Annotated in this window: 8 protein-coding genes; 4 read left to right on the forward strand and 4 right to left on the reverse strand. The window is 56.6% G+C overall.

The features are described 5' to 3' along the window. Window positions 1-163 precede the first annotated feature (163 nt). The 3 genes from ACQE3E_RS17035 to ACQE3E_RS17045 all read left to right on the forward strand — a co-directional run bounded on the left by ACQE3E_RS17035 (window position 164) and on the right by ACQE3E_RS17045 (window position 6,400). Window positions 164-1,093 (forward strand): ZIP family metal transporter, encoded by a 930-nt coding sequence (locus ACQE3E_RS17035; protein WP_064031538.1) that lies wholly within the window; start codon window positions 164-166, stop codon window positions 1,091-1,093. 13 nt (window positions 1,094-1,106) lie between these two features. After that, window positions 1,107-1,760 (forward strand): TMEM165/GDT1 family protein, encoded by a 654-nt coding sequence (locus ACQE3E_RS17040; protein WP_313729648.1) that lies wholly within the window; start codon window positions 1,107-1,109, stop codon window positions 1,758-1,760. A gap of 146 nt (window positions 1,761-1,906) precedes the next feature. After that, entirely contained in the window at window positions 1,907-6,400 is a 4,494-nt protein-coding gene (locus ACQE3E_RS17045) for an EAL domain-containing protein (RefSeq protein ID WP_313729647.1), read from the forward strand. On the opposite strand, the gene rnd is transcribed toward ACQE3E_RS17045, so the two are convergent. Further along, entirely contained in the window at window positions 6,397-7,551 is a 1,155-nt protein-coding gene (gene rnd / locus ACQE3E_RS17050; protein WP_071155462.1) for a ribonuclease D, read from the reverse strand. The two genes, ACQE3E_RS17045 and rnd, sit on opposite strands and share 4 nt — an antisense overlap. Before the next feature lie 351 nt (window positions 7,552-7,902). On the opposite strand from rnd, the gene ACQE3E_RS17055 reads away from it, so the two are divergent. Further along, complete coding sequence (locus ACQE3E_RS17055; RefSeq protein ID WP_313729646.1) at window positions 7,903-10,212, forward strand: TonB-dependent receptor; 2,310 nt, start codon at window positions 7,903-7,905, stop codon at window positions 10,210-10,212. Window positions 10,213-10,304: 92 nt separating this feature from the next. Here ACQE3E_RS17055 and ACQE3E_RS17060 read toward each other — a convergent pair whose 3' ends face one another. Genes ACQE3E_RS17060 through lptD form a run of 3 tightly spaced genes read right to left on the reverse strand, consistent with a single transcriptional unit; the run spans window position 10,305 to window position 15,011 of the window. Then, window positions 10,305-10,850 carry a DbpA RNA binding domain-containing protein gene (locus ACQE3E_RS17060; protein WP_313729645.1) on the reverse strand — a complete coding sequence of 182 codons (546 nt, stop codon included), beginning with the start codon at window positions 10,848-10,850 and terminating at the stop codon, window positions 10,305-10,307. A gap of 11 nt (window positions 10,851-10,861) precedes the next feature. Continuing rightward, window positions 10,862-12,142 (reverse strand): peptidylprolyl isomerase, encoded by a 1,281-nt coding sequence (locus ACQE3E_RS17065; RefSeq protein WP_313729644.1) that lies wholly within the window; start codon window positions 12,140-12,142, stop codon window positions 10,862-10,864. Window positions 12,143-12,149: 7 nt separating this feature from the next. Next, window positions 12,150-15,011 (reverse strand): LPS assembly protein LptD, encoded by a 2,862-nt coding sequence (lptD, locus tag ACQE3E_RS17070; RefSeq protein WP_313729643.1) that lies wholly within the window; start codon window positions 15,009-15,011, stop codon window positions 12,150-12,152. Window positions 15,012-15,039: the final 28 nt, after the last annotated feature.

Raw genomic sequence — 15,039 nt, forward strand, 5'->3', positions numbered from 1 at the left:
CGCGCGCATGATACCGAAATCGCAACGGTTTTCCCGGCATATTTGCCAGGGGCTAGGCAAATCCGCGAATTACCCGCCGACAACCGGAGCGACGAACCTCGGCGGCGGCGGTTAATTCAGTATAATCGCGACTTTACACACCCTCACCTTCGGATAATAAAAAATGCAAAACATACAAGCCAAGCTCGAGGAATACTACCTCCGTCTCCAAGCCCATCCACGGTATCTGAAAATCATGACGCTGCCCACGCTACAACGCTGGGGCGTTCTGGCTGGTTTGTTTTTGCTGTCGCAAGTCGTGGTGTTCGGCGGCTTGTACCTAATATTCGACGGCGTGGTCGTGATCGGCTTTATGGCCAGCATTCTGGCGGGCTTGGCGACCGGCGTCGGCGCATTGCCGGCGTTGTTTTTCAAGGACATCTCAGAGCGTCTGTTCAACAGTATGCTCGGCGCCGCCGCCGGTGTCATGTTGGCCGCCACCGCCTTCTCGCTGCTGGTGCCCGGCATCGATTTCGGCGACCAGATCTGGCCCGGCAAGGGGTTGTGGATCGTCGCGGCCGGCATGCTGCTGGGCGCGGTGTTTTTGCATTTTGCCGACGAGCGCCTGCCTCACCTGCATTTCGACGCGGTCAGCGACGAAAGTTTGAATTCGCTGCAAAAAATTTCGCTGTTCATCATCGCCATCACCATCCACAACTTTCCGGAAGGCATGTCGGTGGGCGTCAGTTTCGGCTCGGGAAATATGAATAACGGCCTGGTGTTGGCCATTGCCATCGCGCTGCAAAATTTGCCGGAAGGTCTGGCCGTCGCGCTACCGTTGGTCGGCTTGGGCTACAACAAATGGAAAGCGGTTGGGATCGCCACCGCGACCGGCTTGGTCGAACCGGTCGGCGGCCTGCTGGGTATTACGATGGTGACCGTGTTTTCGTCGATACTGCCGATTGCGATGGGCTTTGCGGCGGGGGCGATGTTATTCGTGATCAGCGAGGAAATCATTCCAGAAACCCATGCCAAGGGCCGCTCGCGCATCGCCACGTTTTCGTTGATGGTCGGCTTCATCATCATGATGATGCTGGACAAAATCCTCAGCTAAGCGCACCAACGCCATGGATCATCTGATCGAGTTTATCAACCGATTGGCGCCGGCCGACCCTGCCGGCTTTTCGGCCGCCGCCGGCACCAGTCTGGCCTTGATCGCCGCCGCCGAAATCGGCGACAAAAGCCAATTGGTGTGCATGACGCTGGCTTCGCGCCACCGGGCCGCACCAGTCTGGTGGGGGGCGCTGGCCGCGTTCGCGCTGCTGAATACGCTGGCGGTGGTGTTTGGCGTCGCCATCGCCAATTGGCTGCCGGAGTACGCGGTATCCGCCGGCGTCGCCTTGTTGTTCGCCGGTTTCGGTTTACACGCCTTATTCAATCATGAAGACGAGGACGACGACGACGCTGTCGTCGAAAAAAGCGGTCACGGCATTTTTCTGACCACGTTTTTATTGATTACCGTGGCGGAATTCGGCGACAAGACCCAGTTGGCGGTGGTCGGTTTCAGCAGCAGTGCGCCGGCGGCGGCGGTTTGGCTAGGCTCGACGGCGGCGCTGGGCTTGACCTCGTTGTTGGGCGTGGTCGCCGGCCGCACCGTGTTGCAAAAAATGCCGCTGGGCTTACTCCATAAGCTCAGCGGCGGCTTTTTCCTGATACTGGCGGCGGTCGCCGGCTATAAAACTTATCTCGGCCTGAACGCGGCCGGACTGATCGCTCTATGAATCGCCGCCGCATCGCGCTTTAACGCGACGGGAAACGGCGGCTTTACGATCTAACCGGTTTGGGCAACCCCACACCAACGTTAAAACCGGCAACGAACTTGTGAGTTTCATTTTCGACAGTTTCCGCTTCTTTCTATTCTGATTCGATGGCGACACCTCTTAACCGCCGACGCGATTTGCCGGGCATCCTTAGCTTGGCCCTGCTATACGGAGCAATCGCCAAAATCACTTTGAGCTACTTTTCGACCAGCGGCAACGTCACGCTAGTCTGGTTTTCCGGCGGATTGGGACTCGCGGTGTTGCTGTTGAAAGGTCTAAGGTTTTGGCCGGGCATTTTCTTGGGCGCGCTGGCCGCCGGTTTAATGGTCAACGATTCTCTCTGGCTTTCGGGATTGATCGCGGCCGGCAATACCTTGGAAACTTTAACCGCGGCGCGATTGCTCGGCAACAATCGCAATTTTTCAGTCACCTTATCCGAACCCAAACATTTTTTAACACTGGTGCTGGTTGGCGTGGTTTGCTCCGCTATTAGCGCGGCGATCGGCCCGGCGGCACTGTTGGCAAGCGGTTACGTACCCGCCAGGGAACTCGGCGAATCGATGCTGCACTGGTGGATGGCCGATGTGTTTGGCATCGTCTTCGCCACGCCGGCCACGTTGATTTGGCGACGCTGGCCAAGCAATTGGTTTCACGGCAAACGCTGGCCGGAAACCGTGATTTTCGTCGGACTCTCCTTTCTGGTCGGCCAGATTCTGTTTTTCGACTGGTTTACCGACCATCTGAAATTCGCCCCACACACTTATTGGCCATTTTTCTGCGTCCTGTGGGGCGCCCTGCGGTTTGGGCGGCACGGCGTGGTACTGGTGATGGTCCTCACCGCCGCGCAGGCCTTGCTGGGAGCCGCCCAGCACGTGGGCAAGTTCGCCCACGATTTCGAGCAAAGCGATCTGTTCAATTTCTGGCTGTTCATGGCCGCGTTGTCGACCTGCGGCATGGCTTTGGCGTTGACATTACACAGCAGCCGACGCATCGCCGAAGAACTACTCGACAGCGAACTACGCCTACGGCATATCGTGGACGCTTCACCAGTACCACATATCCTTTACGACCGCCACGACAATGTGGTCTTCTTCAACTCGGCCTTTTCGGCGACTTTCGGCTACACCCAAGACGATATTCGCTGTCGCGACGATTGGTGGCGCTTGGCCTACCCCGATCCGGCTTACCGGGATTCGATCATGGCCGTTTCGCGACGCCATCTGAGCGCCAGTCTAAACCGGCAAGACATCGCACCGGAGAAAGTCGATATTCGTTGCCGCGACGGCGCTACCCTTACGGCCCTTGCCAATACCACCGCGCTTAGCGACTCTCTTCAGGGCGGCTATCTGGTCACCTACTTCGATATCACCGAAAGGATGCGCTACGAAAAAGCCTTGACCGAATCCAATTTATTGCTGCAAACCATCCTGGAAACCTTACCGGTCAGGGTGTTTTGGAAAGACCTCAACTCGCGATATCTGGGCTGTAACACGCTGTTCGCCAACGACGCCGGCCGGCGGCGCGCCTCGGAAATGCTCGGCAAGGACGACACCCAAATGACTTGGCGAGACCAAGCCGATTTATACCGGAGCGACGACGTGGCGGTCATGTCTTCCGGCACGCCTAAGTTGAATTTCGAAGAACCGCAAACCACGCCGAGCGGCGATACCATCTGGCTGCGCACCTCGAAAATGCCGCTAATCAACGGCGACGGCGTCACCATCGGTATCCTCGGCTTATACGAAGACATTACCCAAAACAAGCAGAGTCAACAACAACTGGCCGAATCGCTATCGATGCTGCAAGCCACGTTGGAAGCCACCACCGCCGGCATTTTGGTGGTTAGCCTAGACGGCTACATCCGCGGCTTCAACCAGCGCTTTCAAGCGCTGTGGCAAATTCCGAGAGACATGTTACGCGAGGGCGACCACTGCCATGCCTTGCTGGAATTCATCCTGAAGCAGATGAAGGACCCGGAACTGACGCGCGCCCAAGTCAACGAATTGCGCGAGCATCCCGAACGGGAAATCAAAAACCTGCTGGAACTCATCGACGGCCGGCTGTTGGAACGTTATTCTCGCCCCCAACGCATCGGCGATCGAATTATCGGCCGGGTCTGGAGTTACACCGACGTCACCGAACTGCGCGGACTGGAAAAGCAGTTGCAATGGCGCACCGCTTTTCTGGAGGCGGTATTGGAATCGACGCCGGACGGTATCGTCGCCGTCGACGCCGAAGGTCGCAAGGTGCAGCAAAACCTGAGGATCGGCGAATTGTGGCGGATGCCGCCGGACCTGGCGAACCAGGACTGTATTGCCGCGCAGTTGGAGATGGCACGGCAACAAATGAAACACCCGGAACAGATGACCCGGAGCATCGCTTTGGTTCAGGCTCAACCGGATGCTATCGCCCGCGACGAAGTGGAACTGCTCGACGACACGATACTGGAATTCCACACCGCGCCGATTTGCAGTAAAACGGGCGCTTATCTTGGTCGTATTTGGCAATTCCGGGACGTTACCGCAACCCGCCACGCGGAAAGAACATTGCGGCAAAAGGAATACTATCAACGCGCCTTGCTCGACAACATTCCTCACGCAATCTGGCTGAAAGACCGCGACAGCCGGTTTCTGGCGGTCAATCAAGAATTCTCCGCCATCTTCGACGCCGGCACGCCGGACGAATTGGTCGGCAAATCCGATCTGGATATCGCACCGCCGGAACTGGCCGAACGCTATCGAGCCGACGACCGCACCGTCATGGCAACCCGCGCCAATCTGGTCGTCGAGGAAGAAATCATCGATCGCGGACTTCGCAAGTGGTACGAAACCTATAAGGCCCCGGTCATCGATCAGAGCGGCGAATTGCTGGGTAGCGTGGGCTTCGCTCGCGATGTCAGCGAACGCCGCAAGGCCGAGGAAAATTTGCGGCTGGCCGCGCTGGTCTATCAGAACAGTAGCGAGGCGATGGTCGTCACCGACGCGGACAACAATATCCTCAGCGTCAATCCGGCCTTTACCTTGATGACCGGCTATGCGGCCGACGAAGTCGTCGGCCGAAATCCACGGGTGTTAAAATCGGATCAACACGATGCCGGGTTTTATCGGGAGTTGTGGCGGGCATTGGAAGAGACCGGCACGTGGCACGGCGAAATCAAGAATCGCCGCAAGGATGGCCGCATTTACGTGGAAGAATTGACGATCAACACTATTTACGACGCCTCCGGCCATCCGCAACGGCGGGTGGCGTTGTTCTCGGACATTACGCAACGCAAGCAATCGGAGGAACAAATCTGGCGGCAAGCCAATTTCGATCCGCTCACCGGTCTGCCGAATCGCCGGATGTTTCGCGACCGGCTGGAACAGGAAATCAAAAAAGCCCACCGCATGGGCCAGATGTTCGCGCTGATGTTTATCGATCTGGACCGCTTCAAGGAAGTCAACGACACTTTGGGCCACGACATCGGCGACCAATTGCTCAAGGAAACCGCGCAACGGCTGCAGCTTTGCGTCCGCGAATCAGACACCGTCGCCAGACTGGGCGGGGACGAGTTCACGATCATCCTGGGCGAACTCGACGAACCGCGCAGCGCCGAACCGATAGCCCGGCATTTGCTGGAGCAATTGAGCGCGCCGTTCCAACTGGCCGAGGACACCACCTACGTCTCGGCCAGCATCGGTATCACCTTCTACCCGACCGATAGCACCGACCTCAGCGAGCTGTTGAAGAACGCGGACCAGGCGATGTACGCCGCCAAAAACCGGGGCCGGAATGCCTATAGCTTTTTTACCAAGGCTTTGCAGGATGCGTTGCAGGCACGCGCGGCGCTACTGGCCGATTTGCGCAACGCCTTGAGCGAGCGGCAACTATCGCTCCACTACCAACCCATCGTGGACTTGGTCAGCGGCGAAGTCCATAAATCGGAAGCTTTGCTGCGTTGGCGACATCCGACGCGCGGCGTCGTTAGCCCGACGGAATTCATTCCGCTGGCCGAGGAAACCGGCTTGATCAACAAGATTGGCGATTGGGTGTTCGAAACCGCCGCCCAGCAGGTATTGGAATGGCAAAGCCGCTTGCACCGCGAGTTTCAAATCAGCATCAACAAATCGCCGGTGCAATTCCAAAGCGCCGGTCAAGCACCCCGTCATTGGTTCGATTATTTGCACTCCCTCGGCCTGTCGGGACAAAGCATCGTCGTTGAAATTACCGAAGGCTTGCTGCTGGACGCCAATACCAACGTTCAGGACCACTTGATGGCGTTCCGGGACGCCGGTATGCAAGTCGCGATCGACGACTTCGGCACCGGCTACTCGTCGCTGTCGTATTTGAAAAAATTCGACATCGACTATTTAAAAATCGACCAGTCCTTTGTCCGCAACCTGACCGAGGATTCCAGCGACTTCGCACTGTGCGAAGCGATTATCGTGATGGCCCACAAGCTGGGCCTGAAAGTGATAGCCGAAGGCGTCGAAACCGAACGCCAGCGCGATTTGCTGAAATCGATCGGTTGCGATTACGGTCAGGGCTATTGGTTTTCGCCGCCGGTACCGGCGGAACTGTTCACCCAGCGTTTCAGTTTGGGTCGAGACCGCGAGAACTAAGCGGAGACCGGACTAATCTCGACGGCATCGTCGCGCAAACGCAAACTGTAATCACCGCGCAGCAAACCTTGCAATTCCCGTCCGGCCATGTTGTAGCGCCAACCCTGTAGCAGCAGACAATCGTCGTCGCCGGCCAGCAATTGTTCCAGATCGTTGCGGGTCGCCAAAATAATCGGATTCAGCGAGTTTTCCTCGGCCCGAATTCTGACGACCGCGCCCAGCACATCCAGAATGGCTTCGGTTTGCTGGGTTTTCTTTTGAGGTTTGCCTTTTTCGACCAGCGGTTTAGGCGGCCGTTGGCGAGCGACATCAATTAGTTCGCACAGGGTTTTACCGTAGCGGTTGACGGTGCGTTCGCCGATATTGCGGACCTTGGCCAGATCGGCGACCGTCACCGGCTGCAATTTAGCCAACTCCAGCAACATATCGTCGGCCAACAACCAGTTGCGCGGTTTGTTTTCCTGCTGCGCGGTACGTTCGCGCCATTCGGTCAAAGCCTGCATGATGGACAATTGCTTGCCGGTCAATTTGTTCTTGCCGCGTATCCGCAACCAGGCATTTTCCGGCGATAGTTGATACAACTCCGGATTGTTCAACAACGCGAAATCGGCATTTAGCCAATCCAAGCGACCTAGTTTATCCAACTGCTCGCACATCAAGGTGTAGATCTTGCAGAGGTAGATCACGTCGTCGGCGGCGTACTCGATCTGTTCCGGACTCAAGGGACGCACCGACCAGTCGGTGCGGGTATGGGCCTTACTCAGGTTAACGTTGAGGAAGCTGGATACCAACATCGCATAACCGGGATTTTCCTGAAACCCCAGCAACGGCGCGGCGATTTGGGTGTCGAACACCGGCATCGGAATTTTGCCGCTCAGTTGATAGAAAATCTCCAAGTCCTGGCGACAGGAGTGCAATACCTTGACGATGGCGGGATTGTAAATAGCCTCGAACAGCGGACTCAGATCGGCGATCGCCAGCGGATCGATGCAGGCCACCCAGTCCGGCGTGGCAATTTGCAACAAGCAGAACTTGGGGTAATAGGTTTTCTCCCGCAAAAACTCGGTATCCAGCGCGATCCAGTCGTGACGGCCGATCTGTACGCAGAGAGCCTGAAGTTGTTCCGGAGTATCGATATATTGAATGGTCATAGTGTGTTATTGCGTAGGGGAAAAGAAAACCTGGGCGGTATTAAGGGAGCTGGCGCACGGTCCGGCATTGCCTGAACCGCCAACAAAAGCGACCCGCGATCTTCCTCGTGAATCCGTCGGGCCGCCAGGGTAGACACTCGAAGCCAGCATCCGAGCTTCCAATCCCAGCTGAATTCGCACAATCGTCCTTAAAGCCGATCATTTTACCGTGCCACGCGCCGAATGGCTCACCGAATCGGCGGCGCCTGGCCATTAGCCGCTTATCGGGAAATTTTCCTTTTTCCGTTTTCACCTCCCCCACCTGTAAGCTGTTAGGTATCATCCGTCGGCTGAAGCTAACTTGAGTCGATCATGAAAAAACTTGCGCTTGGCATCCTGCCTTGCTTCGGTCTGTTGCCAATGGCAAAGGCCATAGCCGAGGAAGTGGCCCCCGCCAATCTGGACAGCGTCGAAGTCGTCGCGGTGACCCCGCTACAATTCGGCGGCGTCGATATCAACAAAATTCCCGCCCACGTTCAAACCGCGACTGCCGAGAAACTTCAAGAATCGCAGGCCCTATCGTTGGCGGACTACATGAATCGCTATTTGGGTAGCGTCAACGTCAACGACGCCCAAAACAATCCGTTGCAACCGGACATTCAATACCGCGGCTTCAGCGCCTCGCCGCTGATGGGCCTGCCGCAAGGCCTGGCGACTTACGTGAACGGCATTCGCTTTAACGAACCGTTCGGCGACATGGTCAACTGGGATTTAATCCCCAACGGCGCCATCGACAATATGAGTCTGCAGCCAGCATCCAACCCGGCCTTCGGCTTGAACGCACTGGGTGGCTCGATCAACATCAACACCAAGACCGGCTTTTCGGCGCCCGGACACAGCTTTGAAGCGCAAGGCGGCTCCTGGGACCGGCATTCCGAGGAAGTCACCAGCGGCTGGAACGATGGCACCTGGGGCTATTTCCTGGACTTTAAATATTTTAACGAGAAAGGCTGGCGCGCCCATTCACCTAGCGAAGCCAAACAAGGCTTCGGCACGCTGAGTTGGCGCGGCGTCAAATCCAGCTTGGACTTGAGCATCGCCGGCACTGACAACACCCTACGCGGCAACGGCGCCCTACCCCAGCAAATGCTGGCTTACGGACGTGATCAAATCTTCACGCACCCGGATATCACCCGCAACCGGATGCTGCTGGTTTCTCTGGACGGCGATACTTGGCTGAACGACCATAACCAGCTGTCCGGCACGCTGTACTACCGGCGCAATAAAATCAGCACCTACAACGGCGACGGCAGCGAGTTCGCGCCTTGCAGCGGCGACCCGACCGCCTTGTGCAACGGGGACGACGAAGCTCTACAGGCGTTGGGCGGCGGAGGCATACAAGCGGACGACGCCTTCGAGGGCGGCACCATCAACACCTCCAGCACCTTGCAACAATCGTTCGGCTTCGCGTTGCAGGATGCGATCGATCACAAAGTTTTCGGCCGGAACAACCACTTGATCGGCGGCGCCAGTTTCGACCACGGCAACGCCCGCTATCACGCCGACACCGAATTGGGCGCGCTGACCGGCGATCGCGGCGTCGCGGCCGGCGGCGTGCTGCTGCAGGATTCGCATGTCAGACTCACCGCCGAAACCGATCATTACGGCCTGTTCCTGACCGACACGTTGAATCTGGCCGACAAACTGGATGTCACGGTGTCCGGCCGTTACAACCAATCGCACGTCAAGTTACGCGACCACTTCGGCGAAGATTTGAACGGCAGCCATTCCTACGACCGATTCAATCCGGCCGCCGGCCTGACTTATGCGTTCATGCCCGAACTGACCTTCTACGGCAACTACAGCGAATCGTCGCGAATTCCGACACCGATGGAATTAAGCTGCGCCGATCCAAGCGCACCGTGCAAATTGCCCAACGCCTTCGTCTCCGATCCGCCGTTGAAACAAGTCGTCGCCAATACCTGGGAAACCGGCTTTCGCGGCCGCTTGAGCCGTCTATTGGAAGGATACGTCGATTGGAACGCCGGTTTTTTCCATACCATCAACAACAACGACATCATTTTTCAAAGTTCGGGCAGCGTGATCGGCAACACCGGCTATTTCGCCAATGTTGGTCAGACTCAACGCCAAGGCGCGGAATTGGGATTATCCGGTAAGTTTTACGAACGCTGGCGCTGGTCGGCGAACTACAGCTACATCGACGCGACCTTTCAGACGCCGTTTCTATCCAGCAGCCCCAACAATCCAGCCGCCGACGCAGACGGCAATATCCGGGTGGATGTCGGCGACCGGATTCCCGGCATTCCGGCGCATCAATTCAAATTCAGCAGCGATGTGGACATTCTGCCGCAATGGACCCTGGGTTTTGACATGAACTACAACAGCTCCCAGGCGCTGCGTGGCGACGAAGCCAATTTGACCGGCAAATTGCCGGGCTTCGTCGTGTTCAATTTGCGTAGCGAATACCGCTTCAACCAACATGTGACGCTGTTCGGCCGGGTTAACAATCTGTTCGACCGCGAATACGCCAATTTCGGTACTTGGGGCAATACCGGCGAGGTGTTGGATGGCGTCAATTCCGGATTTAACGACGTGAACGCTCGCTTCGTCGGCGTTGGCGCGCCGCGGGCGGCCTGGATAGGCGTTCGTCTGACGATGTAGAAATTTGCTTGGTGGCGCCAGGGAGGCGCCGCTGCGACACAAGGTCGTGTCGCCAAAATCGGCGGTTAAACCGCCGATTTGCAAGCCAGGGATTAGCCAGCCGATTCCGCCGAGGACTTACCCCGCGCTTGGCGAAATTTATTGGGCCTGACCCGGCGAATATTCAATTTGTGAGGCCCAATCGCAGCCTCGGTCAACAACTGAAAAATATCGGTCGGCATGCCGTCCGGCAACTCCACCAAGGTATAGTGCTGGCGAATATCGATGCGGCCGATGCGGCGCTTATCGACGCCGGACTCCTGCACCAGTATGTCTTGAATCTGCTCGCGCGCGACCTGATGCTGCAAACCCACGTCCAAACGGTAACGCACCATCTTGTAATCCAGCCAGGGCAGCTTAGCCGTGGACGTCTCGACCGCCGTCGATTTAGCAGGCACTGGCGCCCCGGCGGCAACAGACCCGCCGAATAGTTGGGGATGACTCAGATAAATCAACGCAGCCGCGCAAGTCAAAGCGTCCATGCCCTGTTCGGCCATCGCTCCTGCCACGAACTCGCGTTGCTGGGTCAAATCCTGCTCTTTTACGATGCGCTGCAAACGCCGCTTCAGTTTTTCTTCTCTGCGTTTTTCGGCCGACATCGTTGCCCTCGTTACAGGCGGTCGGAATCGATTTCAACGTAGGCTTCGTCGCGTAAGCGCCGTAACCACAACTCAGTCTCTTCCTCGATTTTACGTTTGCGAATTTCCTCGCGGATCTTGTCCTTCTTGAATTGTTCGCTATTGTCCTGATTTTCGCGCCCCAAAACCTGGATCATGTGCCAACCGAACTGTGTTTGCACCGGCGCGCTGATTTCGTTGATGCCCAACTTATTCATCGCCTCCTCGAACGGCGGCACCAGCGCGCCGGGACTGACCCAGTCCAACGAACCGCCGTTGATCGCGGAGCCCTTATCGTCGGAATGCGCGCGCGCCAATGCGGCAAAGTCGTCGCCGTCGTTGATGCGTTCCTTCAACGCCAGCAAACGTTTTTGCGCCTCGGCGTCGTCCACCAGTTCGTTGGTCTTGATCAGAATATGTCTGACCTTAGTCTTGGTCACGATGTGCTGCGCGCCACCCTCGGTTTCCAGCATTTTAACGATATGAAAACCGCTGGGGCTACGAATCGGCTCGGAAACGTCGCCTTGCCCCATCGTCGGCACCACATCGGCGAATAAGGACGGAATCTGCCCAAGGCTACGCCATCCCAAATCGCCGCCTTTCAGCGCGTTATTGTCGTCGGATACGCTAACCGCGGTTTGCTTGAAATCCTTGCCGCCGCGCAAATCCGCCACGATTTGGTCGGCCTTGTCCTTGGCTTTCTGAATCGCACCGGCCGACGCGCCCTCGGACACCGCCACCAGAATATGGCCTAAATGGTATTGCGACGAGACTTGACCGGCCTTGCCCTGGGTTTCGAGATAGTGCGCCACTTCGGCGTCGGTGACCTTGACCCGGCTGCCGATTTCCCGGCCGCGTAACTGGTTAATGACAATTTCGTTCCGCAGATTGTCTTCGAAACTCTTGTAATCCATACCCTGCCGCGTCAGCTCGTCGCGAAAGGCCTCGACCGACAATCCGTTCCGCGAGGCAATGTCGGCGACCGACGACCTGAGCATTTCCTCGCTGATCTGCACCCCGGAGCGGGATGCCAGTTGACGTTGCAACTTGTCGACGATCATTCGTTCCAACACCTGCTTGCGCAGCACGAATTCCGGCGGCATCGTCACGTTATTGCTGGACAGCTTGGCGGTAATTGCCTCGACTTCCCGGTTCAGTTCCCGTTCCAAAATCACGTCGTCCTCGACCACCGCGACGATCCGGTCCAACACCTGCGTCCAACCGACCGTCACGTAAGCCAGCAAGGCCAGTATCCAAAATCCCTGTTTGATCATAGGCAATTTACTCGAAGAAACTGGCTTTACGATAGCCGTTCAAGTTGGTATTCAAGAAAGTATCGACGCTATCGCCGAAACTGCTTAGACCTTTCAACTCCAGTTGCACGAAGAATGCGGTCTCGGGCTTGGTACTCGGATCGTTCAGCACCGTAATGTTATTGGCGGCATTGATGTACCGGCGACCGATAATCCTGAAACGCCAGCAGCAATTTTCCTTCTCGATGCCGATGAAACTTTCGGTCGTCTTGTCGAAATTCAACGAGTATTGCCAACGCCCCAAACCGTACCATTCGCCGAATAACGGCAAACGGAACGACACGTCGGTTTGCGAAATCGTCTGCAAACTATCCAGCGGGTTACGCCGATACCGATAGCCTAGGTTCAAGATTTCGTTGGGCTGATTTCTGAATTTCAGCACGGCCTGACCGCGGGCTATACCGTTGCGCTCGGGATCCCACTGCGCACCGGTCGAATAGGACCAATTCCGGTTCATCTGGCCGCTGATTTCGCCAATAAAGTTTGAGGTATTGCTAGTCAGAGCCGCCGTGTTGCTGTTCAGATAATCCAGATCGACGTTTCTATCCTGAAAATAGAGGATTTGTCCCAAATTCAGTTTCAAAGGCTCCAAACCGGTCGTCGAATCGATAAACCGCGAAGTAGCCGCCAAGGTCACTTGATTAGCGTCTTGCACTCGGTCTGCACCGCTGAAACGGTTTTCCCTGAACAAGCTATAAAAGTTGGTATCGAACAAATTGGTATCGAATATCGGAATGTTGCTCTGGTCTTTACGCGGGATGTATAGATAGAACAGACGCGGTTCCAGCGTGTGAGTATAAGGTGTTCCAGCCAAATTCATTTCCTTATCGAACATCAAGCCGGTATCGACCGAGAAGATCGGCAGAAACCGACTGACGCTAGACGGTTGAGCCGAATTGGTAATATTGTTCAACTGGTACTGCGTATATTGGCCGGTCAACTTGGGTATCAAGAACCCCGCGCCGCTCTCAAGCGGCACACTCACCGAAGGCGCAATGTTGTAGCGCTGGCCGTTGACCAGGGTATCGTGGCTGAAATACACGAATTGGTTGTCCAGCGCCAAGTTGACCGGGAGATTGTCGAACTGATGCGCGTAATTTAAATTGATTCTAGGCAGCATATCGTAAGGCATGCCGGCGTCGGTTACGGTTTTGTCCACCGACTGATAGTGCTGCACACCGGCCTGTAGCGAGACGTCGGAGATACCGTAGTTTACGTACGCGTTACTCGACAAAAACCGGGTATCCTGAAAGCCCAGCGCATTGTTCAAGTCGTTGAAATAGGTTTTGTCGGATACGTAATTCAAGTTAACCGAAGTCCGCAGATTCTCGGCCAGGACGCTCTGATCCTGCCACGACCCCGAATATCTGGATTTGTCGGCGATTTCGTCGTACGGCAGCAGTTCCGCCGAAAAAGTCCCTTGCGAGGTTTCAGTCAAATACCGGAACTTGTTACGAATCTGCTCGCCACGCTTGCTCATGTAACGCAAGGTGATAATGTCGTCGAAGTTGGGCGCGATGTTCCAATAAAACGGCACCGAAGCGTCGAAGCCGTTCCGCTGGGTAGTACCCCAGTTTGGTGCCAGCAGGCCCGACAATCGCCGGCTGTCGGTCGGAAAAGAGATGTAAGGGGTGTACAACACCGGTACTCCCTTGAATTCCAGCCAGGCATTCTTGGCCGAGCCTTGCCCGGACTCGCGGTTAATCTTTACCCGCGACGCATGCATGATCCAATCCTGATTACCCGGCGAACAACTGGTAAACGCCGCTTCGTTGTAACGCGATAAACTTTTACTATCCCGGTATACCACATCGGCGCTACCCCGGAACGGCGCCTCGGGAACGACGAATAGGGCCTTGCGCAAGCGGGCCTCGTCCTTGCCCAGACTCAGGGAAGCCGTTTCGCTGAACAGCGCCAATTGATCCTCGCTATACAAGACGTTGCCTTGCGCGTCCAGGGTTTCCGCGACGGTATCGTAGCTGGCCTTATCCGCGATCAAGTGCTGATCGGCCCTGGTCAAATCGACGTTACCGGCAAAATTGAGCACCTCGCCGTCGTACACTTCGGAAAAATCGGCGGTCACATCGGTGGTTGCCGCGTCGCGCGCCTCTTGCGACGTAGCTTTGATTTTGCGTTTCTTGCTGCCCCAAGTCGAACAGTTCTGCCAGGGATCGCGGTCGAACTCGCCCCGCAAGGTCTGGAAGGATCGCTCTTGCTGATATGAAAAAGTCGGCGTCAGCCAATAGGTCGCGGCAAGCTCCGTCTCGACTTCGCTGACGGGCCTGGCCTCGCCTTTCGGGTCGGCACCAACCAGATTGCAATTCCAACCGCTTTTATCGTCGCCGGTCTTACAAGTCCAACCGGGAACCGTTCCGGAAGATGCCATCTGGCTTTTCGCTTGCACTGGCTCGGCGGCAGGCTTTTGCGGCTCGTTAACCTTAACCCGAAGTTTTTGGGCCTCGCTGACCGCTTTTTCGACCACTTTGACTTTTTCCCGTTCAGGCGGCACGGCCGGAACAGGCTGAGCGACTTGCGGGATCGGCGCCGGTTCCGTCTCCACCGGCTTGGGCTCGGCTTGCCGAACCGGCGCGACCTCTGGCTTGACCTCCGGCTGCGCTGGCTTGGCTTGCTGGGCCGGTACCGGCGGCGCGGGCTGGGTTTTGATGACCTGAGGTTGAGGCGGCGTGGCACCCGCGGGGGTTTGATTCAAACAAGTCCATTCGCCGCTTTGCGACTGCTCGCAATTCCAGGCGCCGTTGCTCGCCGCGGAAACCGCACTGGCGGTGTACAAGGACAATGCCAACGAAATGGAGTGAACCCGAAAATTCATGAAGTGGCTTGAGCGGCTAATTGGCTTA

Source organism: Methylomonas sp. MED-D (assembly GCF_050276835.1).
GTDB classification, from domain to species: domain Bacteria; phylum Pseudomonadota; class Gammaproteobacteria; order Methylococcales; family Methylomonadaceae; genus Methylomonas; species Methylomonas koyamae_A.

Excerpts from the sequence above, each read along its gene's own strand:
- rnd (WP_071155462.1), bottom strand. The coding sequence starts at position 7,551 with ATGACCATTCAATATATCGATACTCCGGAACAACTTCAGGCTCTCTGC.
- ACQE3E_RS17065 (WP_313729644.1), bottom strand. The coding sequence starts at position 12,142 with ATGATCAAACAGGGATTTTGGATACTGGCCTTGCTGGCTTACGTGACG.
- ACQE3E_RS17035 (WP_064031538.1), top strand. The coding sequence starts at position 164 with ATGCAAAACATACAAGCCAAGCTCGAGGAATACTACCTCCGTCTCCAA.
- ACQE3E_RS17045 (WP_313729647.1), top strand. The coding sequence starts at position 1,907 with ATGGCGACACCTCTTAACCGCCGACGCGATTTGCCGGGCATCCTTAGC.
- ACQE3E_RS17055 (WP_313729646.1), top strand. The coding sequence starts at position 7,903 with ATGAAAAAACTTGCGCTTGGCATCCTGCCTTGCTTCGGTCTGTTGCCA.
- ACQE3E_RS17060 (WP_313729645.1), bottom strand. The coding sequence starts at position 10,850 with ATGTCGGCCGAAAAACGCAGAGAAGAAAAACTGAAGCGGCGTTTGCAG.
- lptD (WP_313729643.1), bottom strand. The coding sequence starts at position 15,011 with ATGAATTTTCGGGTTCACTCCATTTCGTTGGCATTGTCCTTGTACACC.
- ACQE3E_RS17040 (WP_313729648.1), top strand. The coding sequence starts at position 1,107 with ATGGATCATCTGATCGAGTTTATCAACCGATTGGCGCCGGCCGACCCT.